The organism is Halobacteriovoraceae bacterium (assembly GCA_020635115.1).
GTDB lineage: Bacteria > Bdellovibrionota > Bacteriovoracia > Bacteriovoracales > Bacteriovoracaceae > JACKAK01.
Genome location: JACKAK010000004.1, coordinates 293,807 through 319,788, shown reverse-complemented (window position 1 = coordinate 319,788; position 25,982 = coordinate 293,807). Strand labels below are relative to the sequence as shown.

The window sequence follows — 25,982 nt, the reverse complement described above, 5'->3', positions numbered from 1 at the left end:
TTTTCAGGCAATTAAGCTGAATACTATTTAGTACAAGCAAAGCCATAACTACCTGAAATCACGTTAACTAAACAGAGTTGAGCCACCACCAATATCAAAGATATTCTTAACCCACATTGGACAAGTTCCAATGAGGATTGATCCAATAACTGAGATAACTGCAAGTCCAAATCGCTGATCCTTTAAATGCCACCCTGCTGATAAAATACCAAGGCCAGCAAAAATTCTAGCACCCCATTTAAATAAAGCTGTATCAACCATCCTCAATAAAGTACCGGCTGCTTCTAGCTTGTCTGAGCTATCCGTTCCTGGCAATTTTATAGAAGCAGCAAAAGCACTATCAGACAACAGGATTCCTACTAGGACAACTAAGAACATTAGTAGTAGCCAATCAACAACCTTAAACTTGGTTAATATATTTTTCATAACAATATCCTCCTATTGCAATTTATTTAAAGTTTCAAAAAGACTTTTCACCGTTTGAAATCCATTAACAGGAATAGCTCTCTTTCCAACTCTTACGATTGAGTATGGAACTCCAATTCCCGAATTTAAAATTCCTTCTTTTTCCTTTTTATTAATTTTGTATATAGGTATAGAAACACCAAACTTTAATTTCTTATCTGAATCAACCTGAATTGCCTCTACATAAACACCCATTCTTTGAAGCTCTTCCAATGTTTTAAACATTCTTTTACAAGCAGGGCATGTCGTTAAAAAGTATGTTGTAATAGTAATATTCTCTTGGGGTAATTTGGTTTGTACTAAACTTCGAGATTTTTGAATTAACATTTTTGATGATTCAGGGGTTAAACTCACTTTTTTCCTATACTTAACCAACGCTTTTTGAAAACGAGCTTGTAAATCGTTTTTCATTTTTATGTATTCTAACCAATTTTTTATATTCTCTTCAGTTGGCCTTCTTGCAACTTCCATAAATGGCTTTGGTGGAATATGATTTCCTTCTTTAAAAAACTCGTCATTTTCGATGTTTTTATACTTTGACCAATCAAACTTAGCTTTCTTATTACTCAGTTGATGAACCTGCTTATTTTCTTTCTTCTCACTCCAAAAATTAATATCATCTTCAAAAAAACTGACTTCTGCTGAAGATACTAATGGAAGTAAAGTTAAAAGGAATATTAGAATCTTCACTCTATTTCCTCCCATTCTTTTAAACACAGTTCGCCCTTAACTAAATACTTTCTAGCTATTTCTTTTAAATTATTTCTATTTTTGTCATTTGAACTTCCAAAGTTAATTGGATATTTAAGATAATCCAAAATTGGTCTTCTACTAATAACTCCTGTAAACGAGCAATATTCACAACCACTTTGACTTTGTTTAAAATAGCTTGTTCCTTCCTTTGCTTTGCATTTAGGACAGAGGACTTTAACTAACCTTTGTGCTCCCACAAACTTCAAGTTTTTTTCAATCAAAGCCTTATCTACTCCCAGACCTTCTAAGCGTTCTATTACCGAAAAACAATCATTAGCGTGTATTGTAGAAATAACTAAATGACCTGTATTTGAAGCATCAATTGCAATTTTTGCACTTTCTTTATCTCGTATTTCCCCAATAAAAATAACATCAGGGTCTTGTCTCATGGCAGACTTCAGAGCATCAGCAAAACGAAATCCCTTTTTGACATGTATTGGAGTAGTTCCTTCTATTATTCTTTCGACAGGGTCTTCGATAGTAATAACATTTAGCTTCTTCCTATCAATCAAATTTAGAATTGAATACAGAGTAGAAGATTTTCCACTTCCCGTTGGCCCAGATAACAAAATCAATCCGTTTTTGAACTTGATGGATTCCTTTAAGATATTTATAACTTCTTCAGGATGACCTAGAGCTTTCAGATTTACACTTGATTCATTGTCAATAACTCTAAAAACTAATTTATCATCATATATAGAAGGAATTGCTGATCCTCTCAGATCAATACCGATAGATGGATATGAAACCCTAGAATCTTGAGGCTTACCTTTCTGAGCAATCGACATTCCTGCAATCTTCTTAACTTCAAACAGAAATGGTTTTGAATAAATTCCTTTCAGCTTAATAAATTCCGACAAATCACCATTAACTCTAAATCTAATAACTAAATCGTCTTTCTTAGGTTCAATGTGAATATCACTAGCATTAAGTTCTTTTGCTTTTAACAATACATTTCTAAACATAGAGGCAAAAGGCCCTGACGTACATAAAAGTTCATCGTAACTTTTAACCTCTTCAACTTTTATTGTCCCACTCATATACAAGCCGCCTTAATCGCTGCAAGAGCCGCATAGAAAGCAGGTACATAAGGATAGTCAACACAACAACTAACTCTTTTCCATGTTGCAAATAAATATCCCTTTAACTTTCCTCTTGTTACTCTTCCATGTTCAATAACTCTTTTTACTGGCGATTCAAGAAGCCCAATATTTTGACCTTCATTAAAACAAGAAGAAGAGTTTGGAGAAATCATTTGCCACTTTTCATCAAATGTAGATGGCATATTTCTATATACTTCACTTGATATACTTTTCATTCGAGAGGCAATCATAAGTGCCCCTGCTGTTTGACTCGATCCATGATAGGTTCCGCTTCTTGGAAAGAATGCTCCCCATCCATTACACATACTATGAGAACTTGGAGGATAAACTTTCAACCAATCCAGAGGATAAGAACAAGCTCCCTCTCCATTAAACACAGGTTCTTTACCAACGACAGAAGTAGCAGCTCCTTTGATTAAGCAAGCCTTAGGAGCTACTGACCAAGCTAAAAACTTTGGTTGCATTAAATCTGCCTTTCCAGTCTTCCAATGGCTTCCGAGATGTTCTGACATGCCATCAAAACAATACTTTTCCATCCTCGCCCCTCCACAAGACAGCATATTGAGCAAATAGTTAAATGGAATGCTAAGAGTATGTGAGTTGTAAGTATATGTGCCATCAGAATTAACTATTCCAAATGGCTCTTTTTTAGTTTGAACAGTAGATAACTGTGCCATGACCCCAGGAAGCCCCTTAAAAAATGTTTCTCCTGCTTCATGGAAAACTTCAATAAAGCTCTGGGGAATATAGTAACTCATTCGTACACATGGCCTTAAGAAAGGCCAGCTTCCACAAGTGCACCCTGACTTTCTTACCGACATACATGAATTAAACTCAATTGTTTTCACGACATCACATATATTAGGAAAGGAATGTGCCTTAAATGAAAAACAAATTACTATAAGGCTAATAAATAAATTCTTCATCTGGTAAGATCCCTCTAATTCCATCTTTGATAGTTCCAAATATTTTTTCGATAAAATCGACAATTTCAAATTCTTCCTCCTGAGCCAAAGTAGCTTCGTCAAGAATGTAATCAAAATTATCTTCTTTACTCATTAACAAATACCCATTGAGTATTTCATTGCATTTAACCTATGTTCATCTAGTAGCGTCTTAACTCTTTGGTATTCTCTTTCAGAGCCACCAATCCACAAAAACAAATCAGCAATGTTATTTAATAGTTGTTTTAAATATTTCATATTTCCCTCATTAAACTGATAATCTCAGATCGTTATATACAGGTAATGCAAATCCCTTATTTGTTCTTTCTTCATCCTCCTGACAGTAAATGCATTTAGTGCTTGTAGGATTGGCCAGGAGCCTCGAAGATCGAATGACCTCTCCACATTCAACACACTCACCATAAGAGCCATCTTCGATCTTTTTCAAAGCGCCACAAACCTTTCTAAGTTGATTTGCGTCCCTGAAGCCAAAGGCTACTTTATCAAGGAAATTCATTTCCTCTCTTGAATGATCTGCAAGTTCAGTAAGTTCATTTGTATCTAAAAATAAATTTTTAATTTTGGCTTTAATTCCATTTTTTAATTCTTTCTTATCAAGCTCTAGTCTTGATTTAATTTGCTTCAATTCTTCTTGGTTCAGCATTTAAAACTCCTTGCTTGTTTTCAGTTCCTACCTTTTATATTTCAATGTATGTGCCAGTTTTAAACAAAGGTAAGTTGATGAAATTCCATTAGCTAATTTTTTAGGTCTGACGGTATTCCGTCATAAAAAGATTGTTTTAAAGAGGTTTGTTTTAATAATAAGAACTTACTAACTGTCGGTAATCCGATTGAAAAATATGTTTTGCTCTCCAAAAGATAGCAATTCAACTACTTATCAATAAACGGAAATCCGACAGTCTATTTTTTTTAAATTAAACTAAGAGAAGTTATAAAAAGAATGACGAAGGTTAACTTAGAGAATTACCCCAACCTAAGATCGTTTTAGGAATAATCTTCACGCCTTGTTTTGAGCAAATTCTTTGAAGAAAAAAATCATCGAAGTTATTTGTAAAAAGGTATTTCTTATAACTTGAATCTATAGAATTGATAACATCAAGCCCATCTTTGGTACTATTCTTTAGATCGTAGTCTATAAAGAAAACTGGCTCTTGTAGATCGTCCTTTCCTTCATACCAAGACGTAAAGTCATCTATATTATTAAATGAAGTTATGCTCTTAGATTTAGCACCTAAGGCCCCTTCATCATTTTTAAAGCGTTCAATAACGCTTTCATCGTCGTCAAGAATTACATAATCCATATTATTAGAGAAATTTAAATCTTCTGCAAACCAATCAGGGGAATCTACGGCCCTGACTCTCATAGAAATGTTAGTTCCCTTTGAGTTAGATTTAACTTTAAATTCTCCACCATTCTCTAAAACCTTGTTACGAGAAGAATAAATACCTAGGCCGCTGCCATTCTCCTTTCCATAAGTATTACCCTTCTCACCGATTTTGCTTAATACAATTTTGGGAATACCTGGCCCATTATCAATAATTTCAATAAGAATTGAGTCTGCATTTTCTTCAAGTGTGACATTGACTTCAACTTGCTTATTCTCATCTAAAGGATCAAAACACTCAACAGCATTATCAATCAAGTTTGAAAGGACTCTTTTAAAATCGGAGTCATTAAAGTGTATAAAACGACTAATTGAAGAATCTTTAAAATGACCTCTGATGCTTAGTCCTTTGATCTTTCTATATGTATGAGTCTTTTCTTGAATTATTTCTTGAACAGTTGAAAAAAGAGAACACGATTCTATCTCTTTTACATTCTCCTGAACTTCACTTTGTTCTTCTTTAATTTTAACGGCATTTAAGTCCTGAGTTATTTTCTCAATTCTCGAAACCCCTGACAGAATCATTTCTCGACTCTGTTCATCAATAGACTCTCCTGTTTGAACAGCCATCAAAATAGATTGCAGAGGTGATCTTAAATCATGCTTAACCATTCCTGCTAATTCCACCAAATCCTTTGCTCTTTTCTTTTCACCTTCTAGCTGAAGTTTTCTTATAACTAAATTAAAGTGGTTTCTAATTACTGGAAAAGTTAAAAGTAAACTAATAACCCAAAGGATAAGTCCAAATACTATTGCATTGCCAGTATGAAAGTTAAATTTTAGAACTCCCACTCTTTGGCTTACTTCGCTCTCACCAAAATAAATGACTTCTGATATTGTTTTAGATAGTAAGTACCCCTCTGCCATATCAAAGTTGTTCAAGCTTGAAGGTAAAGAGAAAATTCTTCTTCCTTTCATATCAAAATAACCAACACTTCTAAAGTTTTCTAGTTTTGCTGAACCAAGTGTGTAAATAGCTTCTCTATGCTCACCTTTCTTAACCATTCGACTTACAATTCGTGCGATCTGGCCAGCATTTTGCTTTTTGATATAGTAATTCGTTGTATAAGAAACAAAAACAAGGAATAGAGCAAGCAGAGTTTGAACAAGAACAAACTTCTTTCTAAATTGCCTTTTAATTTCAACCAACTCAATACTCATTTTAACCTACTGGATGAACCATTGTTTCTAAATCATCAAATGTTATTAGCTCTCCAACAAACTCTTTCAACCTAGAAAGGTTTACTTTCTGTTCAGAAGTATTTCCATAATACATACCTTGAAGGGATTTAGTTCGCCCTCTTAAAATACATAATTCTAGGCCAGGTACAATTTCATTTAAGTCTCCTAACTCTTCCCATTCAACGTCAATGTCAACACTCATATTAAACACCTGACTTGAGAATGATGAGTTTTTAAGCAATTTAGAATTCACCAATCTTGGACTTTCAAGATGGTAAAGATAATGCTCAAAAGTATTTTCCACGTCTTTACTTATATCTCTTGAACTTCTTCCTGCCTCTGCAACCAAACGAAAAAGACATTCAATCATTGATTTCTTCAAGGCTGATTCAGAATCTAAAGAAGCACCTAGGCCAATAATGTTTCCCAAAGCCCCATTTTCTCCGACTGAAACAAAAATATTATAATTATTTAAAGTAGAAAGTTGAAAAACCTTTAAACGGCAACCTTTAGCAGAAAGTACCATGTTAACATTTTGGATTTCACGATTTTCAATTCTCTTCGCAGCTTTTCCAGTAAGAAAATGACAAAGAAACATATCTCTTTCAATAAGTTCACAAAGAGAGTTTTCTTTTGCACCCTCTTTGCACCAATGAGCAGAAGCACCATGACTTCTAATGTCATTTTTCTTGCAGTAAGCCCTTTCTACTGATTCGGAAAATGCTTTCAGGAAAGCTACTTCTTCATTTTGATCTATTCCAATTCCTATAGTTTCTTCACCAAACAGATTAGTTTTTATTCTAAAGTCAAAAAGGCCTCCAAGGAACTCTTCTCCCCATGAAAGTTTCTGAACTTTCAAACCAAGCAATTCAGCGTTACTAAGAATATGATTTAATCTCGTACTATTGGCCATAATGGATTGTTCGCATAAATTTGAGAAATTCCTACTTTCCAACCATCTCTAGCAAAAGCAGCATAAGGTGAATTTACTAATGGTATGAGAATTCCTTCCTTTAAAACTTTAAAATGTAGTTCTTTTAATTTACTAACACGGCTATCCTTTTCAGGAATTTCCATATAGTCCTTAAGCCATTTGCGCATTTCTTCTTTTTCTGCCCCAAAATAACCCGCATTAATCGAATATGAGATAAGTCCAATATCCTCTAAAAAACCTGTATCGGGGCCAGAAATAAATGCATCAGGAATATCACTCTCTTTAGGGTTTTTCATAAAACTAGGAGCAGTCTTTCCCTCATATATGGAAATGTTTGGATAGTATTTTTCAAATAATTGTTGAATTGGCGTAATATCACCAACCCGAATTGTACTAACACTAACTTTTTTATTTAACAGCTCTTCTGATTTATTGAATAGCTCTTTTAAATTTTCTTCTGATTTCTCATCTAATCCACCATCACCAAAGGGTAAAAAGAATTGATCTGTTGAACTAAAACCTGGGGATTTCTGATGGTGTTCTCTCCATACTTTTTTAAACATTTTTCCAATTGCAATTCTCTCTTCTTCAGAGAATTTTTTTAGACCTTTTTCAGTAAAGGTTAAGGCATAAGTTCTAATGTTCATCGTTGTATGCAAATTACCTTTATTCTCTTTAGAAAATTCAATCACCTTTTCCGCAGGTAACTTATCAATAGTCGTGATGTAGTCAACTTTTGCAGACTTAAACTGATCTAACGAATTCTCATACCCTTCAATACCAGATGGAACAATAACGATTTCCTGTGGAATTTCTTCTTTATAATGATAGTGAGTCTTATTACTCGCTAATACGATATTACCTTTCCCATCATCACTTTTGACATAATAAGGCCCTGAAGTATTCTTGTAGTCCTTAATATCTAAACTGATGGGATCAACTGAACTTTTGGGAATGATTGCAAAGTCTAGTGCTGCCATCATTGGCAGTAGAAACTCTTTTTTCTCAGCAGGAGCGAGAATCAAGGTATTCCCTTCAACTCTGATGCCTGAACAAGAATCTTCAATAGATTTGAGTTCTAGGTTCGTACACATTAAATCGTGAAAATTCCCATGAGTATTTCCCCTTTTTATCAAAAGACGCTTTAAAGAAAATTCTACATCATGTGCAGTAACACTATTTCCATCAGCAGTTTTCAAATTGTCTCTGATATGAAAATGTAGTTCATTACCAATCCACTCAAAACGATCAGCAACTCCCGGAATTGGCTCTCCATTTTCAGGGTGAAGCTCAATTAAAGGGCTATAAATATTTTCTAGCAATATGTATTCAGGTGCGTAATGAATCCTAGTCGGTTCATACACAGACAATGGTTTATCATAAGGAAATGCTACTCTTAATGTCATATTCGTATCTCTTTTTAAATTTTTAATAATGAGAATAGTTAATACAACAGATACACAAACTATTACTCCTGCTTGTACAAACTTTCTCATACCAACCTACATGCAAATAGTGCCAGTTTTACTGACAGCATCCCTTTCAAGAATTCCCATTTCATCTAAAATATCGGTAAGATTTCTTTTAGATAATTCTTCAAGTGAATAAACATCAAAGGCTTCTTTTACATTTTGAACAACAAAAATCACATTCTCATCTGATTGCCCTGCATTTTTAAGTTCCTTTGCAAGAGTTCCATAGTTCACTAGTGGCATAGTAAGGCCTGGAAGTTCGGAAACGATTCCCCTCTTCTTCATTTCTTGCATTATCTCATCTTGACTCAATACTTGCCTTTCAAGAACTGGATTCGTCTCACTTTTTGGAACTTCAACTTTAGGATTATCACACGCCAATGTATTTCCCGAAACAAGACAACTTAAAATAAGTAGTGTTTTCTTTTTCATGTTTAATGGTTTCATCCTTCCCCCTAAATACTGCTTAGAAGCTCTTTTGCTTCGTTGCCATTTATGTTACTGAGATTATTCTTTGTTAAAAAATCAATTAATGTCGTTCTCTTCATATCTAACATGTCTGCGGCATGTTTTTTGTTGTTATCACATAAAGTTAATGCCCTTAAGACCAGTTTCGTTTTTTCTTTTAACTGCTTTTCCTCTAAAGTTTTCATTGTATAGAAGGACATATCAACAGATGGTTGTTCAATACTTTCTAAACATAAATCTTTGGCCATAACCTTTTCATCTTTCGAATTAATAATTGATTTTTTAATTACCATTTCTAATTCACGGACATTACCTGGCCAGTCGTGTTTCTTTAATTCAAAGTAAGCTCCTTGTGCAAAAGACAATTCCCTTTCTGAGCTATGTTTTTTTAGAAAGTGAAGAATCAATGGCTTTATATCTTCTTTTCTTTCGTTTAAATTCGGAATCAATAAATCCAATTCATAGATTCTAAAAAATAAGTCTGGTAAAAATGTCCCATCCTCAACCATTTTTCTCAATGACGGTTTTGCTGCGATAATAAGTCTAAACTGAACAGGCTTTTCCTTATTCTCACCAACTTTTACAATTGACCTATTTTGAATCAATCTCAGTAGCTTTGCCTGAGCATCAGTATTCAAGTGATGAACCTCATCTAAAAATAAAGTTCCTCCATTAGCAGCTTCAGCAAATCCTGTTCGATCTCTGTCTGCTCCTGTAAATGCACCTTTTACATGACCAAACATTTCACTTTCAAACAAGTCAGTTTTATCTTTGTAGCGAGTACAATCAACACTAATAAACTCTTTATTAGCTTGAAGTGAATTCTTATGAATACCTCTTGCAAAGACTTCTTTACCTGTTCCTGTTTCTCCCAAGAGCATCACAGTTATATCTTTCTTAGCATGTTCAAAAGCTTTTAATGCGACTTCTCCCATTGCTTTAGATACTCCGATGACCCCGAGTTTATCCATTGCCATTTTTTCTCTTTGATTGGCATAAAAGTCTTCAGTATCTGCACTTAATCTTGCAATTTGTCTTTTTTGTTCCCTGGCCAGCTCTATATAAGCTAACAACTGTTCTTTCTTAAATGGCTTCCAAAGGTACTTATCTGTTCCTGCTTCTTTCCAACTCTTTAGAGCTTCTGAAGAATAATCACCAGAAAGCATTACAACTTGAACCTGTGGATTAATTTTTCTGATTTCTCTAACAACCATTGGCCCAAGAATTTCAACTTTTTGATTTTCTTGCTTGTATTGATTATCAACAAGAATTGAAAGAAATCCATTTGGAGACTTTCGAAACAATCTAATACCTTCTTCAGGACTACTAGCAGTCTCAACAACAATATTAGTTTCTTTCAATGCAACTTTAACTGCATCTAAAACTAAATATTCATCGTCTATGACTAAAATACGTTCGCTCATTTCTAGTTCCTCCAAAGACATTTATTACAAAGCTTGTGCCAAATGGCCGACCTCAAGAAATTCAATGAGGTAATGCAGTTAGCAATACAAATTGAGACACAGTTTGGCAAAAAGCTGTCGGAATACCGTCATCTTAAGGGCTTTTAGCGAATAAGACTTGTATAACATATTGAAATTAAAGAGTTTATATATCTGACGAATACCCGACACTAATTACGTGTTATTACTCAAAAATTGCCCTAAACTTCTAATTTTATTGTATTTTGATGAGGTATCGGAATTCCGTCACTATGTAATTTATTTATATAAATTGTCGTACAAATTCACATTTTGAGCCTTTTTAACTTTTTTTCGCATTTTGTATTACGTTGTTTGACGATTCATAACGCAAACGCTAAATACACTTAAATTTTTCAAGTAAGGAAGGAAACAATGCCATCAAGAGCAGTTAGATTCTCTGAGCAAGAGAATGAAGCTATAAAAACATTTTTAGAAAAGAATCCATATTTTGATTTTTCAACAATCGCAAGAATGGCCATTCTAAAGTTTATTGAAAATCCTCAAATTGAATTTACTCCATCAATAATTACGAAAAAAGAAAACATAAATAAACAGGAGGTTCAGTAATGGACAGACAAATTATTGATTTATGCCTACCTAAGTAGATAGGTATTGATGAATAATTATTCCCACCTTTGTCACAACAAGGGCAAACGCTATCAGTCTACCTTTATTGGTGATAAATCTAAGTTTGAAATCTTTTAATAGAAATTTGAAATTTACTTCAAGTATTAACTTATTTTCTCTGTCTAGTGATTCCATATAACCCCCTTGCGCCCCGGAGAAGAAGAAAAGGAGGATGTATGGAGTCACAAAATGGAATGAATTATCTAAATGAAAAAATCTTCTTTATAAAATAAAGGGCCCATACAAAGGTACTAAACAGCAATAAAGAACCAGCATATCCTAAGTGATGAATATAACCATCCCCCATAAGATAGGCTGATACTCTTGTTAATGCGGCAACAGTAGTGAGTAGACCGACTATAAGGTACGGCATTTTTTTGTGTTCAATATCTAACCCCTCATTACCGTGAGCGAGAATCACCCTGCTAGCTACTAATAAGGTCATGAGTACATACGAACCAATATATATCAAATGTTTATAATGAATTGACTCATCAATAAAAAAGCATAAAAACCAAGATGCAACTATAAGAAAAAGGCAAGATAATTTTAGCATTTTCCCATGCCATTTATCAGTTTTTACGCTTTTGTGAATTTGCCAATACCTTATGGAAAAATATGAAATAACAATGGCCCTACATATAAATGCAATGCGCTCCAAGCCCTTTCCCTCGAACAGTAAGCTTAAAATAAAAATAAATAACGAAATCCAAATATCCTTTGGAATTACAGATAGAAATGGCTTGGGCGACTCATAAACTTCCCGTTGACCTTTTACTATTTCAGAAAAACCTAATATACCCGGAATTAAACTCCCTCCAACTCCAAGTATGAAAGATGTCACCATTGCATCGTAAAAAAATAACTTCCCCCATCTTTCAAGATAACTGAAGGTTTCGTTAATCGATAGAAAATTAAAAAGACTTCCAAATAGACCCAATACCAACCCATTGGCGACAAAAATGAAAGTAAATGGTGGATTCTGTTTTCGCTTGAGAAATCTTCTCATTCCAAATAATATTAAAAGAATCCATCCCGTAAATATGCTAAACCAGAAAAAAGTCTGATTTCCCACGAAATAAAACAGAAGTGTTGATACTATTATATTTATATAGAAGAATAATTCTTTCGGAGACATGAAATCAGTTGAAGTAAACCTTGGGATTGCAGTTAATAAAAAACCTTGAATTGCAAAGAAGAGGAAACCTCCAAAAAATAAATTTGCATGTTCTTGGAGAGGGAATTCTCCGCACTCAAATACTCCATAAAGTACCCACAGAGAGGAGGCATACACTAGACAAAATATTGAAACTGGGAAAAAAACTCTAAATGGGTCCTTACATAAAGTTGATATCATCTCAAGCCGATTATACCTTCGAGCATCAATAAAAGCTCAACATTTCAATTATGTTCATATTTATCTACGAAAGATAAGTGTTTTTTTCTGACCTGGACAAATTTAGGTAGCATTATTTCATCTCCATCTTGAAATTGGTCATTCAGCTGCTCTGCCATCTTGTAAAGTATACGATCCTCCTTTTCAATGTGATCTCTAAGTAAAGAAATAAAAATTGAAAGCCTTGAATGAATAAAATCCTCTTGGACAAGATCTCCATTTATATAACTTTTTAAAGACTGCTTAATTCCAGTAATTAATTCTCTGCCAGAATCATGTTCTGAAAGCATACATCGTAAAGGACCATGATCGAGTGAAGGGTTCTTAGATCGCATCCAATTGAAGAAAATTTCCTCCTCTTTTGCATGATGATAACTGTCTGCGTAATCAGTTATAAAAACTAAAAAATTATCAAGTTTTCCGAGGTTCTCTTTTAGTGGTTTTTCTAGCAGTTCTTCAGCATCATTCAATTGACTTAAAATTCTCTGATGCTCTAACATTAGGATATCTGTAACTTGCATATTTCCCTCCTAAAAGGTTATACTAGCCTAGAATGGACGTATTATCTAAAAAATTAAATGAAAAAATAAACAACCCAATTTTTCTCGAAAATGACTATGAGAAAGATGAGTTTCTTAACCAAAATCGAGCAGGCAGTTTTAGTAGTTTAATTCAGTTTAATAATGGAAATAGTATTACACTATTTGGCTTAGCTAATATGAATCAGCTACCTCCTCATTTTGAGGCAATAAAATATACGACAACTTTGACCGGTGCAAGACTTGGATTTTTAGACGCTGTAATTGAATTGTTGCAATCGGCTGATTTCGTACGAGTAAACTCACTAAGCCTGCGAGAAGTCGAAAGTTATCTTAGAGATGATAATCTTACTCCCTCTATTGGCGGAAGCGGAATTCAGTTCATCCCCATACTTGAAGAATGCAAAAGGGCTCTAGCTGAAAAGCTAAATATTGCACCACGTGTTTCAGGGGAAAGAGCAAGTCCAACAATAGCAGAAGATTATAGGCCAACTAATGAACAACCCACTTTTGATCCTGAAATTCATGGAGATTTTTCTTCAATGGATCATAGGGAAAAATATCAAATAATGAGCAATATTTTTGAGAAACATATTGCCCCCTCTTTAAAAAGAGATGGGGGGGGAGCACATATTGTCTTCGTCGATGACAGCATGGTGGCCATCAATTATGAAGGTACTTGTCAGTCTTGCCAGTACTCTCTGACTTCCACGATGAGTTACATTCAGAAGGTCGTGCAATTGGAAACACATAATCCAAAATTTATGGTTATGACTGACTCATAAAACTACATATGATATTTAAACTTCATCAAAAGCACATTACGGGGCATCTTACTATATTTAGCACTTCTTTTCGTATATCCCTATTTAGAAAACGATCAAAAAAGCCGAGTTTTTGATGACCTAAAATCAAAATATCAGAACCGCTTTCCTCAAAAAAGTTGACTACACTATTAGTTATTGCCCCTTTTCTAACAATAACTTTAGTTTTACTTTTAAACATCTTTGACAACTCTTCTAACTGTGTTCTCTTGTAGGCGATTTCTTTGTTATAATCTTCCTCAGTCATAGGGGGATTGCTGAAGCCCTCGTCGCTTATCACGTGAAGCAGCGCAATCTCGTGTGACTCTCCAAAAAAGTCATTTATTAGTTTTACTGCATCATTGTTTGGGAAAACAAAATCTGTCGGTAGTAATAATCTCATTTTTGCCTCCATGCTATCTGTCTACATCCAGTTTAAAGATTTAATGAATCACTTACCATACGACCTAAGGGTGGATTTTGGGTTAATTCGAACATGATTTCCTGTCAACCCCCTAATGCCGGACAAATCTCTCGGCATTTAAGCTGACACTTGATAGCTTTGATAATTTCCTTTATTAAATTTATTTTTAAACTCCATTGGTGAATTATAATCTAGTGAACCATGCAACCTATCGGTATTGTAGAATTCAATAAAATTAACCAATTTTTCAAATACATCACTCATGCTTTTAAAGTACCAAACTTGCAAAAACTGAGTTTCTAAAATAGAGAAAAAACTTTCAATATAAGCATTCTTATTGGGGCATTTAATGGGAATAAATTCATGTTCAAGACCCATTTCTTCTACATACTGATAAAACATAAATGATGTCATCTGAGGACCATTATCAGATCGAATTGCAAGGTCATCTAAGTTAGGATTATGTTTATCTATGGCCTCTTTAAATGTTACTCGCAAGTCTTTAGCTTTACAGCTGTAGCCGATGTGATAATTTACTATTTCTCTGTTAAAGACATCAATTATGGCCAATAAATAAAAATATTTATTTTCTCCGTGAATGTATCCTGTTTTAATATCAAACTGCCATAGTTTGTTTGGACGATCAATTTTTCTATTTTCTGATAATTTTCTATTATGTTTGATTTTCTTTTTATTTCTTGGGAGCAATAGTTTTTCTTCCTTACATATTCTATAAATTTTTTTGTGATTAACAATTAATTCGTGATCTCTTTTGATATAGTAGTGAAGAGCTTTTGCACCTCCTGCATTTTGAAATTCTTCTCTTTTTCTATAATTTTGAATAATAAATTTAATAGTAGAATCTAAAACAATAGCTCCATCATTGGTGATAGAAAAACCAGGCGGTTTTCTACCTGGTTTATAACTTGATTTAACTTTTGATTTTAAAGAATCGTAATACGTTGAAGATTTAATATCACAGTATTTGAAAACTTGAGTCTTGCTATGTCCTTGAACAATATATTTTTTGGCAATACTTAATCGTTCGCCCACAAGTTGTGAGTTTTTTTTAAAAGGTCTTCAAGGATCATATTTTTAAGTTTTAGATCAGCAATTTCTTTTTTAGCTATCTTTAGCTCGGATTGAGCTTCAGACTTTGGCTGATCTTTTCTTCTCTTGGCCAACCATGTATGAATTGTTGAATCTGGCATGTTATGCTTTTTTGCAACAGCAGCAATATTAGTTGATTCTTCTACTTCTTTTAAGATTCTTTCTTTTTGTTCTTCTGAATACTTCATTGAATAACTCCATTATTAATAATTTTAACACAAAATCCTTACGAGGAAATTGTCCAGAGTATATAGGGGGTCAGAAAGATTTATATCATTTACTTGCTGTTAAATTTTTGAACTAATAAACGTAGTTTATGGGTTTAATATGAAAATTGATCAAATTTATAAATCTCTAACCTGTGTAAGCTGCATTCGTAATATCAAAACTAATCAAATACTTTTGTGTGATGGAGCCGAAAAGTCATGCTGTAGTGCTGGTAGACTTAAATGTGATGAAAGATGTCTTCCACATTTTCAAACTCTTAAAGAGAGCAAGAGTTGGAATCAGGGTCTTGTAATATTACAGAACAAGCTTATAGATAATAAACCTTGTAACCTCATTTTCATTAAGTCTGGAGACTTAATTATCACCTATGTTTTCAATATTGATGATAGTTCTCAACATTTCAAAAAAGAACTTGAACAGTTGAGCCTTACTCCAAGGGAGGTAGAAATCTGCCTTTTAAAGCTAGCCGGACGCAAGAACAAAGAAATTAGCAAACTATTATTTATTAGTCCGTTAACTCTTAAAACACATCTGAATAATTGCTATAAAAAGCTACCAAAGGATCTCATTACCCTTATTAAAAAAAGGGGACTAATAGTAAAATCCCTCTAATATCTGCAGTGACTAAATCTTTTTGGGAGACAATATATTATCTAAAGAAAGTTTACCAGCACCTGCCCATGTAAAAGAGATTAGGCAAATTAAAACAAGAAAAGAAAACTGCATATCTGGACTACCTGTAAATAAAGGTTCACCTTTATGAATAAAGAGAACCGCTCCTAAAAGTACTGTTACATTAAGTGCAGCAACCGTTCGCGTTGCAAAGCCAATACAGAGAGAAATTCCACCCACCACATGTGCAAAAATCACGTACCAGGATATGATTGTTTCATATGCTCCAAACTGTCCTGCAAGTTTTTCAATCTCTTGCATGTTAAGAATAAAGTAAATCCCCTTTACGGCCAATGCTCCACCTAAGAATATCCTTAAAAAATCGAACGGCGTAATCTGCTTTACAAGAGCGGGGACGGTAATGAGGTCTGTTTTTTTCTTATCTTCTTCGTCACGTGCGGCTTCTATGGCCCGTCTTTCTTCAAGAGCTTTATCATATTCAATTTTAGCTTCTTCTTCTGCAGACCTAGAAAACTTAATCATAAGAGGAAAAAGAGAAAAGCCAACAACACAAAACCCAAGTATTAACAAAGCCTGAGGGTAGCTAATCTCAGGTGATCTAAATAAAAATCCAGCCGCTACCGCTCCAAGATTACCACCAGCTCCAACTATCCCAGAAACTGACCCAAGTGCCTTTTTATTAATAAAAGGAACAACTGAGTAGGTAGCTCCTTCAGACATTTGAGTAAACAAAGAAAATACAACCATAGTACCAATTGCAATTGGAAGAACTTTCATTTGGGAAAAGAATATCAATGCGATACCTTCAATTAACAGAGCAACAAAAAGCCACTTTACCCGACCATTTAACCCCCAACGTTCACCAAACTTGTCTCCGACTATCCCGCCCGTTGTCCTAGCAAAAATATTCATGAGACCAAATAAACCTGCTACGAGGCCAGCAGTTTTAACTCCTAATCCGAAATAGTCTTTAAAGTAAAGTGCAGCAATATTGTTAATAGTTAATTCGATTCCAAAGCAGGCAGCATAGACGAAAAAGAGCATCCATACACGATAATCTTTGCAGGCATCTACAAATGATCCACCTTCCTTATTAATATTTTTACGTTTTTCTTTAACACCTAATTCTTTGAAATTTCCATCCGGCAAATCAGTAGTCAGAAAGTAGTAAAGTATCCCTGTCAGCAAACATACAAGACCCGCCATTAACATGGATAATCGCCAGGCCCAGAAGTTGGTAAAACCAAAGAAAATAAAGGCGGAAAAAACCAAAGGCATTATCATTTGAGTAACACCTCCACCTAAATTTCCCCACCCAGCAGATGTTGCGTTTGCCGTTCCAACACAATTTGGCGCAAACATTACTGAAGTATGATATTGAGTGATTACAAATGAAGCACCTATCCCGCCAATTAATAGTCGAAATATCAAAAATGTTTCATAACTTTGTGCAAATCCAATCCCCATTACTGGTAATGAGCCTAAAATGAGAAGCCAAGTATAACTTAGGCGAGGACCAATTCGATCACACAACCAGCCAATAAATAATCGAGCAATAATTGTTATAGCGACGGAAGCAATAATTGTATTTCCAATTTGAACTTTCGTAAGTCCTAACTCATCTCTAACTACTGCCATGAGCGGAGCAATTCCAAACCATGCAAAAAAACAAAGAAAAAATGAAAACCATGTCATATGAAAGGCGCGCATGGGTCTCGTTGAAAAATTAAAAAGGTCTATTTTTGTAGCTTTATTCTTAACATCCATTGAAGCATTTTCCTTTAAGGGTTTTTATAATCAGCTTTTGGTCCCAAGTAGTACCACCAGTTAATAACAGCACATACGCCATAAAAAACCGCAAAACCATAAAGAGCTACTTCTGGAGTAGTAGCTTTTATTTGTTCACCAAAAACTTTAGGGATTAAGAATGCTCCGTAAGCCGCAACAGCAGCGGTCCAACCTAGTACTGGACCTCTTTGTTCTTCTTCAAAAATCATTGCTATCGTTCTAAAAGTAGAGCCGTTGCCAATCCCAGAAGCTAAAAATAGCAAAAGAAATAATATGAAAAACGGGATAAAGTATTCTTCTGGTGTTGCTGACGCATAGGCAGCTTTCATATAGTAGGCAGCTCCCACGGACCCTACGATCATGAGTATCGAACATATTTGGGTCACTAAAGCTCCTCCAACTTTATCAGATATTTTCCCTCCAACCGGGCGTATCAACGCTCCAATAAAAGGCCCGATCCAGGCATAAGATAAAGCCGATGGCCCATTTGGATTAATTACACTGTGATCAAAGCCTCCAGAACCTAAGGCTACGTGTTTAAACCCAAAAATAACTTTAATGGACAAAGGAAACGCTGCTGAGAAGCCGATAAAAGAACCAAATGTCATCGTATAGATCACGGTCATGATCCAGTTGTGTTTTGATCCAAAAATTTTATACTGCCTTTTTAAGGATTCCTTAAGTGGTCCAGGAGAAAGATATTTCATCAAATTAACGGTCAGGCCAATGACAATTGGTAAGACAATCCATTTTGAAATTCCAAATTTCATCAGCATTAGCAAACCAACGATGGCCGCTACAAATCCTAAGATTAAAAGCCAGCTCATTTTCCCAACCGCTCCCAAGGTCGATTCAACATTAGGAGAAACCTTTTCAGTTTTGATATTGTTCATCTTAAAGAAAGCAAGAAGAACAGTTATAACAAGTACAGGGACCCACACAAGCCCAGCATTATGTATATAGGACATTTCTCCGGCCGGTATTTTTCCGATCAAAGAACCACTCGGTTTAATCAATTCAACTGGCGTGCCCCCAAAAAGGCCAAAAGTCATAACAAGAGGAACTAAGATCTGCATTGTGGTAACACCAAAATTCCCCAATCCCGCATTCATTCCAAGAGCATAGCCTTGAACCTTTTTAGGATAAAAAAATGAAATGTTACTCATTGAAGAAGAGAAATTTCCCCCTCCAAACCCTGATAACAGCGCCAACATTTGAAATATCCAAAGAGGAGTATTTTTATCTTGTAGAGCAATTCCCACACCAAGTGCCGGAAGGATCAAGAGTGCAGAAGTAAAGAAGATAACATTTCTCCCCCCACAAGGTCTTACAAAGAATGTGCTGGGAATTCTAAGTGTTGCTCCTGTCAGCCCTGCAATGGCCATTAAAGTAAACAACTGAGATTTCTCAAAAGGAAACCCGACATTAAGCATTTGTACTGTTATGATGCTCCATTGCAGCCAAATAGCGAATCCACATAGTAAATTGGGAATTGAGATCCAAAGATTAGTATTGGCGATAGATTTTCCCTTGGATCGCCAAAAATTCTCATCTTCTACATTCCATTCAGTTAAATTTGTGTTAGTACTCATTTTTTTCCTTTAAAGGAATCTTCCTTTTACTATTGATGCAAATTTCTACCTTCTTCTAAATAAGGATCGTTATCCGCTGTAAGGTTATTTTTAGTAACAGTGCTACCTATAATAAATATAAATAGGCTTGCAAAACCAAGTGCAATGCCAATTTCAATTAAACCAATTTGAGGATTTGCTATTTTTGCATGATGGTAAACATCTGGTGCGGCCATCAAGTATAGATCTAACCAGCGACCTACAATTAATAAAATACATATACGATACAAGATAAAGTTATTTCTTTTTGAGCTTCTTGGCATTAAGGCAAAAAATGGGATGACCCAATTCACACCTAAATTAAAGTAAAACAGCCAATCCCAAGTATGATGAACTCTGGCATCAAAATAGATTGTTTCTTCAGGAATATTGGAGTACCAGATCAAAAGATATTGAGACAGCCAAATATAGGCCCAAAAAGTGCTAAATCCAAAAATCAACTTACCGAGGTCGTGATAGTGATTCTCATTTACATCTTGAAAATAACCTTTCTTTTGTAGCCAAATCAGCATCAATGTAACAACACAAAGAGCGTTTACAAATAATCCTGAAAAATTATAGACGGCAAAAATTGTACTAAACCAATGGGGTTTAAGTGACATTAACCAGTCAAAACTTGCAAATGAATAACTAAGACCAAAAAAGATCAAAAAAATAACACTCCAAAAAGTCATCTTCCCGCTTAAAGAATCATCTATTGCTTTATCTTGTTTTCGAGATAGACCTACTAATCTTTTGCTTAGAGCAATCCACAATATTAAAAAAACGCCCCCCCTAATCATGAACCATGGAATGTTCAGATATGAAGATTTGCCAAGTAAAATGGGATCGTTCGCAACAATGTTTGAATGACTCCACTCATATATGGTGTGAACACCGAAAAACAATCCCAAAAAGAGAACCAATCCAGCGGGAAGAAAACTGGATAGAGATTCAGGAATCCTTTTAAAGGGTGTAGTCCAACTTGCCTTGGTAACAGCTGAAATTCCGACAATAACTGTTCCACCTAGCGCAAGAGAAATGAAGTAATTCATATTAATCAAATAGTTTATCCAGGCCCTTTCAGGTGAATCTAGATAGCCCCAGACGAAACATCCTATCCCCATGAGAATGCCTGAGATTAACATTCGTTTGGTGTCTATCTTGAAGTCAAACTTTTTAGTACTACTTTTTATTTTTGTAGTTAGCTCCATAGCTTCCTCTATTTTCTACTATAGGTCTCTTGTATAAACCTAACGTACTGAATTAAATTCCATCTATCTTCTTCACTAATCTGCTCAGCATGACTTGGCATATCCCCCGAGCCTCGCGAAATTATGTGAAATAATCTTCCATCCTTATATTTTCTAATTCTTCTCCCCGTGAGGGATGGAGGATTTGGAAACTTAGGAATAATGGGGCCGTCGCCCTTTCCTTTACTTCCATGACAAACAAGACAAAAGTTATCGTAAACTTCTTTTCCTCTATTTAATCTTTCTTCAGACTTTATATATGGATTCACAAGCTCTACCCCCGCTCGCTTTGCCTCAGACTCTCCTTTTCCATAAGGAAAGGGTAATTTCCCCCGTGCGATAGTACCTCTGGGGGGTAAAAGCATTGTCTTTCCATCTTTTGTATTCGAATTTTCACTGTATGCTTCGAATGCTACTGAGTGAACCATATCTGGAAAGATTTCAACTCCCGTTTCATTAGGATTTTTACTGCATCCTGAGATTATCGTTAATATTGCGGGGAAGATTATTGTTAGAATGAATGTATTAATTCTCATTGAACCACCCCCCGTTTTGAAATTTCCTTTACTCCATATTTTCTAAAAACATTGCGGACTAAGTGTGTATTAATGGCCGCATTTCCACATTCGATTGCAATTACAAAAGAATCGCTGGTAACTCGAACATGTGGTTGATCTGTTTTTTTACCTGGATAATATCTGCAAGCAATAAAAAAGGCTGCCACTGTAGTTAAAGCCCCCATTAATACTGTTATCTCAAAAGCGACTGGTATAAATGCAACGAACGAGTTAAAGGGCTTTCCTCCCACATTTAAAGGCCAGCTATGAGCAGAAGTCCAGAGTTGAAAATAGATAGCAATTATTAAGCCAACTCCACCCGCGACAAAGCAAACAATCGGAAGCCTCGATCTTTTAATTCCCATTAAATCATCAAGACCATGAACAGGAAAAGGTGTATAAACATCATAAATGGGAATATTCCTATCTTTAAATTCTTTTGTTGCACTCATCATTTGTTCTTCGTCATGAAATACACCAAAGAGTAAGCTTTTTTCTAAATCACTCATAGCTTCTCCTTCACTTCATTTTTACGAGCAAATTTTAGTACAGTCTTTACTTCCGCCACATTGATAGCAGGCAAAAATCTTACAAAAAGTAAGAAGCAGGTAAAAAAGAGACCGAAACTGCCTATAAAAGTAAGAATTTCTATATGTGTTGGTGAGTACATCGCCCAACTTGATGGTAAAAAGTCTCGATGAAGAGAAGTTACGATAATGACAAATCTTTCAAACCACATTCCAATATTGATAATAATTGAAATAATAAAAACAAGCGCCATATTAGTTCTTATTTTTTTGAACCAAAGAAAATGAGGAGATATGACATTACAAGAAACCATAGTCCAGTAGGCCCAAGAATACGGTCCTAAGGCCCTGTTCATAAATACATACTTCTCGTATGGGTTACCGCTATACCATGCAATAAAAAACTCTGTACTATAAGCTAAACCTACAATCATTCCAGTTAGGATGATGACTTTGCACATGGCCTCAATGTGCCCAACCGTTATGTAGTTTTCAAAATTCATGACCTTTCTTGCAATAATTAATAATGTTAAAACCATTGCGAAACCAGAAAAGACAGCGCCGGTGACAAAATATGGTGGAAATATTGTTGTGTGCCATCCAGGTATTACAGAAGTGGCGAAGTCAAAAGAAACTATAGTATGGACTGAAACAACCAAAGGAGCTGCTAGTCCAGCAAGTATTAAACAAAGTATTTCATAACGATGCCAGCTCCGATTTGAACCATTCCATCCCCAACTAAAAAAACTATAAATTTTGTGCTTAAATCCTGTGGCACGGTCTCTCATGGATGCTAGGTCTGGAATTAAACCGATATACCAGAACACTGCTGATACAGTGAAATAGGTACTAATGGCGAATACATCCCACAGTAAGGGAGAACGAAAATTTACCCAAATTTCCCGAACATTGGGATAAGGAAAAACCCAGTGGGCCAGCCAAGGACGCCCCATATGAATTACTGGGAAAATCCCTGCACACATAACCGCAAAGATAGTCATGGCCTCAGCTGATCTGTTAATAGAAGTTCTCCATTTTTGCCGAAACAATAGCAAAATTGCAGAGATCAATGTTCCAGCATGACCAATACCAACCCAAAAAACAAAATTGGTAATATCCCATCCCCATCCAACAGTCTTATTGAGTCCCCAAGTACCGATCCCGGTTAAAATTTGATAGGCAACAGTTATGATACCAACTAAAAGAGCTGTGGATGAAAGCGCAAAACCGGCGTACCAAAGAGATGTAGGTTTACCTTCAATAGGATTAAGTATTTCATCAGTTATGTCCTTATAAGCTTTAAATTTGCTTATTAAAGGAGTTCTCAATCTGGATGTATGTGCATCAGACATATTCTATCCTTTATTCCTTACCTTCGTAAGATAACTTACTCTAGGCTGAACATTTAGCTCTTCAAGAATTTTATAATTTCGTGCATTATTTAAAAGTTTTGAAATATTACTATTTGGATCGTTAAGATTTCCAAATACAATAGCATCTCCAGGACAACTTTGTTGACATGCGAGTTTTACCGCACCATCTTTAAGTTCCTCTCCCTTTTTCTTGGCATCTAATCGACCTTCTTGAATTCTCTGTATACACATAGAACATTTTTCCATAACGCCCCGAGAGCGAACGGTAATATCTGGGTTAAGGACCATGTTTTCATATTGATCATTGTGGGGATAATCAAACCAATTGAACCTTCTAACTTTATAAGGACAGTTATTTGCACAGTACCTGGTTCCAACGCATCGGTTATAAACTTGTTGATTGAGACCATCAGAGCTTTGAACAGTTGCTAATACCGGACAAACAGTTTCACAAGGAGCATTATCACAGTGCTGACACATAACAGGTTGATGAACCACCTCTGGGTTTTCATCACTTCCTTTGTAATAGCGATCAATTCTAAGCCAGTGCATTTCCCTACGATTTTTTACTTCTTCTGGACCGACTACAGGGACATTGTTTTCAGCATTACAGGAAATCACACAACCAGAACAACCAGTACACTTATTCAAATCAATGGCCATTGCCCATTGCTCTCCAGTTTTATCATGCTTAGGCCACATGGAGATCAATTTTATAGACTCTTTATTTCCACTTTTTGGATTAAGTTTCCATTCAGAAAGTGTAGTCTCTCTAACAATATCACGTCCCTCCATAGAATGGTGGGTTTGAGTCAAGGGGAGCATCTTAATCTTACCTGTCGGAGCTATGTTGACTTCACTCATTGCTCCAAACGGGAAAGCATTTCCCCCAAGATTTTTTCCAACCTTGCCTGATATCTTGCGACCATATCCCAATGCTAGAGACAGTGTATTTTCGCTCATTCCTGGTTGTACAACCACTGGTAGTTCAAGCGCGTGTTTTTTTGAACTCACTTTAATAACAGAGCCTGTTTTTAAACCTAAAGAATCGGCTTTCTTTTTACTGATAAGAAAATAGTTGCCCCATGTGGCCTTTGTTACAGGATCTGGCAGTTCATGTAGCCAGGGGTTATTTGACTGTCTCCCTGTACCCATAGGAATACTTTTATACGTGATCAGTATGGTTTTATTGCTATCTTTTTCAGACTTACTTTTAGCAAATGCCATGATCACCGCTTTTTTGTCCAATTTACTCGCTCTAATATTTTTCAAACCAAGTTTTACAACTCCATCATGAACTGTATGGTTCCAGAAATCTGTAAACGTAAGATATTTGCTTTGCTTATTTTTGAATTCGGACTTAGCAGTATTTTTAATAAAGTCATAATAATCAGCTTTTTCGTCTGCGAGCACAAGTAAAGTCTCTTGAGCTGTACGAGTTGAAAATAGAGGTTGAATCACAGGTTGGGCAATTAATAATTGATCATTAGAATTAATATAATCATTCCATGCCTCCAAATAATGATTTGCAGGCATGACATAGCTACAAACTTCACTTGTCTCATCAGGTTTTGTAGATAAAGAAACGCTAACAGAGCTGCGTTTAATATAATTAGCTACAAGATCTGCGTTTTGATAGTCGTAAACGGGATTTACATCCCAAAAAATGACTCCATGATTACTAATATTGGATGAAAAATATTTTTCAATTTCATTAAGATCTGGACCTAGAAAATGAGGCCTCTCTTTTAAAATTAAAGTTTTTCCATAATTTTCTAATATTTCATTGATGGCATTAACCATAATTTGGCAATTTTTATTAGAACTACCGGCAAGCACGAGAGATTGTCCTTTATTATTCCACAGCTCATCTCCGATTTTTGCCACTGCTAATCTATTAGTTGGAGGTAACTTTTCTCCTTGTGGAAGGTACTGGTCTCCTCCTTTTTTCTGAAGATATGCTAATAAATTAATGATAAAAGCATGCTCCTCATATGGAGAGACAGTATACCTCTCATCAGCATTAGAACCAGTTAAAGTCATCATTGATTCAAAATGTATGTGCCTAGACATGGTTTTATTTTTTAACAGGTCTCGACTAGCACTGTATTGCTTTGTAAATTCAACTGGAGATATCCATGTCCCCAGAAAATCAGCAGAAAAACTTACAATTAATTTTGTATTTTCTATTAAGAATTGTGGATATGATGAAATTCCAAAGCAGTCTCTATTTGCTTGTAAAATGGATTCGGCACCAGCTGGTTCATATACTAGGTGCTTTAAAGTTGGATATTTTTTTTTGAGTTTTTTTATTACTCTAATTGTAGACGGGGAACTGATTGGTCCAGTAATTAGATGAATTTCTTTGCCCTCATCAATAAGTAATTTCAATTTTTCTTTAACTTCTTCGTCAATTTGTAGCCATTGAGTATTAACACCTTTTATTTTTGGTCCTTTATATCTATGAGAGTCATAAAGTGATAAAACTGATGCTTGATCAGAGGCCATTGTTCCCCCTCGAGTCACCAGAGATAAAGGATTCCCCTCAATCTTTATTGGCCGCCCCTCACGAGTTTTAACTAGTAGTGATGCGCCAAATGATGGATCAATACTCGTGGCATACCAATTAGCTACACCGGGAACAACCTGCTCACTTTTAAAAATATACGGCATGGCCTTTTTAACAGGGATTCTTAAGCAAGAAGAAAGAAGGGGCATCGCTGAAAAGGAGAAACCCATTGTCTTTAAAAAGCTTCGCCTACTTTTTTTAACGCTTCCAATATCAAAACTTAGCTCCCCATCGGCAAATTCTGATTTTAGAACTTCGGGATCTAATGTTTTATTTTCAATGTCTTGCCAATATTCAATTTTTTTTGTCATCTTATATCCTTACCACCACCAAA

At 35.2% G+C, this 25,982-nt stretch carries 27 protein-coding genes; 3 read left to right on the top strand and 24 right to left on the bottom strand.

Annotated elements, in window-relative coordinates; translation table 11 throughout:
- Window positions 1-63: 63 nt before the first annotated feature.
- The 11 genes from H6622_08100 to H6622_08050 form a co-directional block, all read right to left on the bottom strand.
- Window positions 64-348: a hypothetical protein gene (locus tag H6622_08100; GenBank protein ID MCB9061467.1), complete on the bottom strand. Its 285-nt coding sequence runs from the start codon at window positions 346-348 to the stop codon at window positions 64-66.
- A 90-nt stretch (window positions 349-438) separates the two neighbouring features.
- Entirely contained in the window at window positions 439-1,155 is a 717-nt protein-coding gene (locus H6622_08095) for a hypothetical protein (protein ID MCB9061466.1), read from the bottom strand.
- Entirely contained in the window at window positions 1,152-2,258 is a 1,107-nt protein-coding gene (tadA, locus tag H6622_08090) for a Flp pilus assembly complex ATPase component TadA (GenBank protein MCB9061465.1), read from the bottom strand. The genes H6622_08095 and tadA overlap by 4 nt, the downstream gene beginning before the upstream one ends.
- Window positions 2,255-3,142 carry a TraU family protein gene (locus H6622_08085; GenBank protein MCB9061464.1) on the bottom strand — a complete coding sequence of 296 codons (888 nt, stop codon included), beginning with the start codon at window positions 3,140-3,142 and terminating at the stop codon, window positions 2,255-2,257. Before H6622_08085 ends, tadA begins: the two co-directional genes overlap by 4 nt.
- An 85-nt stretch (window positions 3,143-3,227) precedes the next feature.
- Entirely contained in the window at window positions 3,228-3,380 is a 153-nt protein-coding gene (locus H6622_08080) for a hypothetical protein (GenBank protein ID MCB9061463.1), read from the bottom strand.
- Between the two features lie 153 nt (window positions 3,381-3,533).
- Window positions 3,534-3,929, bottom strand: coding sequence for a TraR/DksA family transcriptional regulator (locus H6622_08075; GenBank protein MCB9061462.1), 396 nt, complete (start codon window positions 3,927-3,929; stop codon window positions 3,534-3,536).
- A gap of 307 nt (window positions 3,930-4,236) precedes the next feature.
- Entirely contained in the window at window positions 4,237-5,832 is a 1,596-nt protein-coding gene (locus H6622_08070; protein ID MCB9061461.1) for a HAMP domain-containing histidine kinase, read from the bottom strand.
- A gap of 1 nt (window position 5,833) precedes the next feature.
- Complete coding sequence (locus H6622_08065; protein ID MCB9061460.1) at window positions 5,834-6,766, bottom strand: YcaO-like family protein; 933 nt, start codon at window positions 6,764-6,766, stop codon at window positions 5,834-5,836.
- Window positions 6,745-8,283, bottom strand: coding sequence for a hypothetical protein (locus H6622_08060; protein ID MCB9061459.1), 1,539 nt, complete (start codon window positions 8,281-8,283; stop codon window positions 6,745-6,747). Before H6622_08060 ends, H6622_08065 begins: the two co-directional genes overlap by 22 nt.
- Before the next feature lie 6 nt (window positions 8,284-8,289).
- Window positions 8,290-8,706: a hypothetical protein gene (locus H6622_08055; GenBank protein ID MCB9061458.1), complete on the bottom strand. Its 417-nt coding sequence runs from the start codon at window positions 8,704-8,706 to the stop codon at window positions 8,290-8,292.
- Window positions 8,707-8,714: 8 nt separating this feature from the next.
- The gene (locus H6622_08050; protein MCB9061457.1) at window positions 8,715-10,151 is read right to left on the bottom strand and encodes a sigma-54-dependent Fis family transcriptional regulator; all 1,437 of its coding nucleotides are present in this window, start codon (window positions 10,149-10,151) and stop codon (window positions 8,715-8,717) included.
- A gap of 432 nt (window positions 10,152-10,583) precedes the next feature.
- On the opposite strand from H6622_08050, the gene H6622_08045 reads away from it, so the two are divergent.
- Window positions 10,584-10,778 (top strand): hypothetical protein, encoded by a 195-nt coding sequence (locus H6622_08045; GenBank protein ID MCB9061456.1) that lies wholly within the window; start codon window positions 10,584-10,586, stop codon window positions 10,776-10,778.
- A 30-nt stretch (window positions 10,779-10,808) separates the two neighbouring features.
- On the opposite strand, the gene H6622_08040 is transcribed toward H6622_08045, so the two are convergent.
- The 3 genes from H6622_08040 to H6622_08030 all read right to left on the bottom strand — a co-directional run bounded on the left by H6622_08040 (window position 10,809) and on the right by H6622_08030 (window position 12,755).
- On the bottom strand, window positions 10,809-10,973 hold the full coding sequence (locus tag H6622_08040) for a hypothetical protein (protein ID MCB9061455.1): 165 nt from the start codon (window positions 10,971-10,973) through the stop codon (window positions 10,809-10,811).
- Between the two features lie 64 nt (window positions 10,974-11,037).
- Window positions 11,038-12,195: an NnrS family protein gene (locus tag H6622_08035; GenBank protein MCB9061454.1), complete on the bottom strand. Its 1,158-nt coding sequence runs from the start codon at window positions 12,193-12,195 to the stop codon at window positions 11,038-11,040.
- A gap of 44 nt (window positions 12,196-12,239) precedes the next feature.
- The gene (locus H6622_08030) at window positions 12,240-12,755 is read right to left on the bottom strand and encodes a hemerythrin domain-containing protein (protein MCB9061453.1); all 516 of its coding nucleotides are present in this window, start codon (window positions 12,753-12,755) and stop codon (window positions 12,240-12,242) included.
- 32 nt (window positions 12,756-12,787) lie between these two features.
- Between H6622_08030 and H6622_08025 the strand changes: the two genes are divergently transcribed.
- Window positions 12,788-13,558: a NifU family protein gene (locus H6622_08025; GenBank protein ID MCB9061452.1), complete on the top strand. Its 771-nt coding sequence runs from the start codon at window positions 12,788-12,790 to the stop codon at window positions 13,556-13,558.
- Window positions 13,559-13,583: 25 nt separating this feature from the next.
- Here H6622_08025 and H6622_08020 read toward each other — a convergent pair whose 3' ends face one another.
- The 3 genes from H6622_08020 to H6622_08010 all read right to left on the bottom strand — a co-directional run bounded on the left by H6622_08020 (window position 13,584) and on the right by H6622_08010 (window position 15,298).
- Window positions 13,584-13,979 (bottom strand): universal stress protein, encoded by a 396-nt coding sequence (locus tag H6622_08020; GenBank protein MCB9061451.1) that lies wholly within the window; start codon window positions 13,977-13,979, stop codon window positions 13,584-13,586.
- Between the two features lie 138 nt (window positions 13,980-14,117).
- On the bottom strand, window positions 14,118-15,053 hold the full coding sequence (locus H6622_08015; GenBank protein MCB9061450.1) for an IS3 family transposase: 936 nt from the start codon (window positions 15,051-15,053) through the stop codon (window positions 14,118-14,120).
- Window positions 15,038-15,298 carry a transposase gene (locus tag H6622_08010; GenBank protein MCB9061449.1) on the bottom strand — a complete coding sequence of 87 codons (261 nt, stop codon included), beginning with the start codon at window positions 15,296-15,298 and terminating at the stop codon, window positions 15,038-15,040. The genes H6622_08015 and H6622_08010 overlap by 16 nt, the downstream gene beginning before the upstream one ends.
- Window positions 15,299-15,437: 139 nt before the next feature.
- Here H6622_08010 and H6622_08005 point away from each other — a divergent pair, with 139 nt between their 5' ends.
- Window positions 15,438-15,950 carry a helix-turn-helix transcriptional regulator gene (locus H6622_08005; GenBank protein MCB9061448.1) on the top strand — a complete coding sequence of 171 codons (513 nt, stop codon included), beginning with the start codon at window positions 15,438-15,440 and terminating at the stop codon, window positions 15,948-15,950.
- A 12-nt stretch (window positions 15,951-15,962) separates the two neighbouring features.
- On the opposite strand, the gene H6622_08000 is transcribed toward H6622_08005, so the two are convergent.
- The 7 genes from H6622_08000 to H6622_07970 are packed head-to-tail and all read right to left on the bottom strand — an operon-like array spanning window position 15,963 to window position 25,959.
- On the bottom strand, window positions 15,963-17,738 hold the full coding sequence (locus H6622_08000) for an MFS transporter (protein MCB9061447.1): 1,776 nt from the start codon (window positions 17,736-17,738) through the stop codon (window positions 15,963-15,965).
- A gap of 14 nt (window positions 17,739-17,752) precedes the next feature.
- A complete protein-coding gene (locus tag H6622_07995; protein ID MCB9061446.1) occupies window positions 17,753-19,351 on the bottom strand; it encodes an MFS transporter in 1,599 nt (532 codons plus the stop codon).
- 29 nt (window positions 19,352-19,380) lie between these two features.
- Window positions 19,381-20,583 carry a hypothetical protein gene (locus tag H6622_07990; protein ID MCB9061445.1) on the bottom strand — a complete coding sequence of 401 codons (1,203 nt, stop codon included), beginning with the start codon at window positions 20,581-20,583 and terminating at the stop codon, window positions 19,381-19,383.
- Window positions 20,584-20,591: 8 nt separating this feature from the next.
- The gene (locus H6622_07985; GenBank protein MCB9061444.1) at window positions 20,592-21,158 is read right to left on the bottom strand and encodes a c-type cytochrome; all 567 of its coding nucleotides are present in this window, start codon (window positions 21,156-21,158) and stop codon (window positions 20,592-20,594) included.
- Window positions 21,155-21,688 (bottom strand): DUF3341 domain-containing protein, encoded by a 534-nt coding sequence (locus H6622_07980; GenBank protein MCB9061443.1) that lies wholly within the window; start codon window positions 21,686-21,688, stop codon window positions 21,155-21,157. Before H6622_07980 ends, H6622_07985 begins: the two co-directional genes overlap by 4 nt.
- Window positions 21,685-23,058 (bottom strand): polysulfide reductase NrfD, encoded by a 1,374-nt coding sequence (gene nrfD / locus H6622_07975; protein ID MCB9061442.1) that lies wholly within the window; start codon window positions 23,056-23,058, stop codon window positions 21,685-21,687. The genes H6622_07980 and nrfD overlap by 4 nt, the downstream gene beginning before the upstream one ends.
- A 3-nt stretch (window positions 23,059-23,061) precedes the next feature.
- Window positions 23,062-25,959, bottom strand: coding sequence for a 4Fe-4S dicluster domain-containing protein (locus H6622_07970; GenBank protein MCB9061441.1), 2,898 nt, complete (start codon window positions 25,957-25,959; stop codon window positions 23,062-23,064).
- Between the last annotated feature and the right edge of the window lie 23 nt (window positions 25,960-25,982).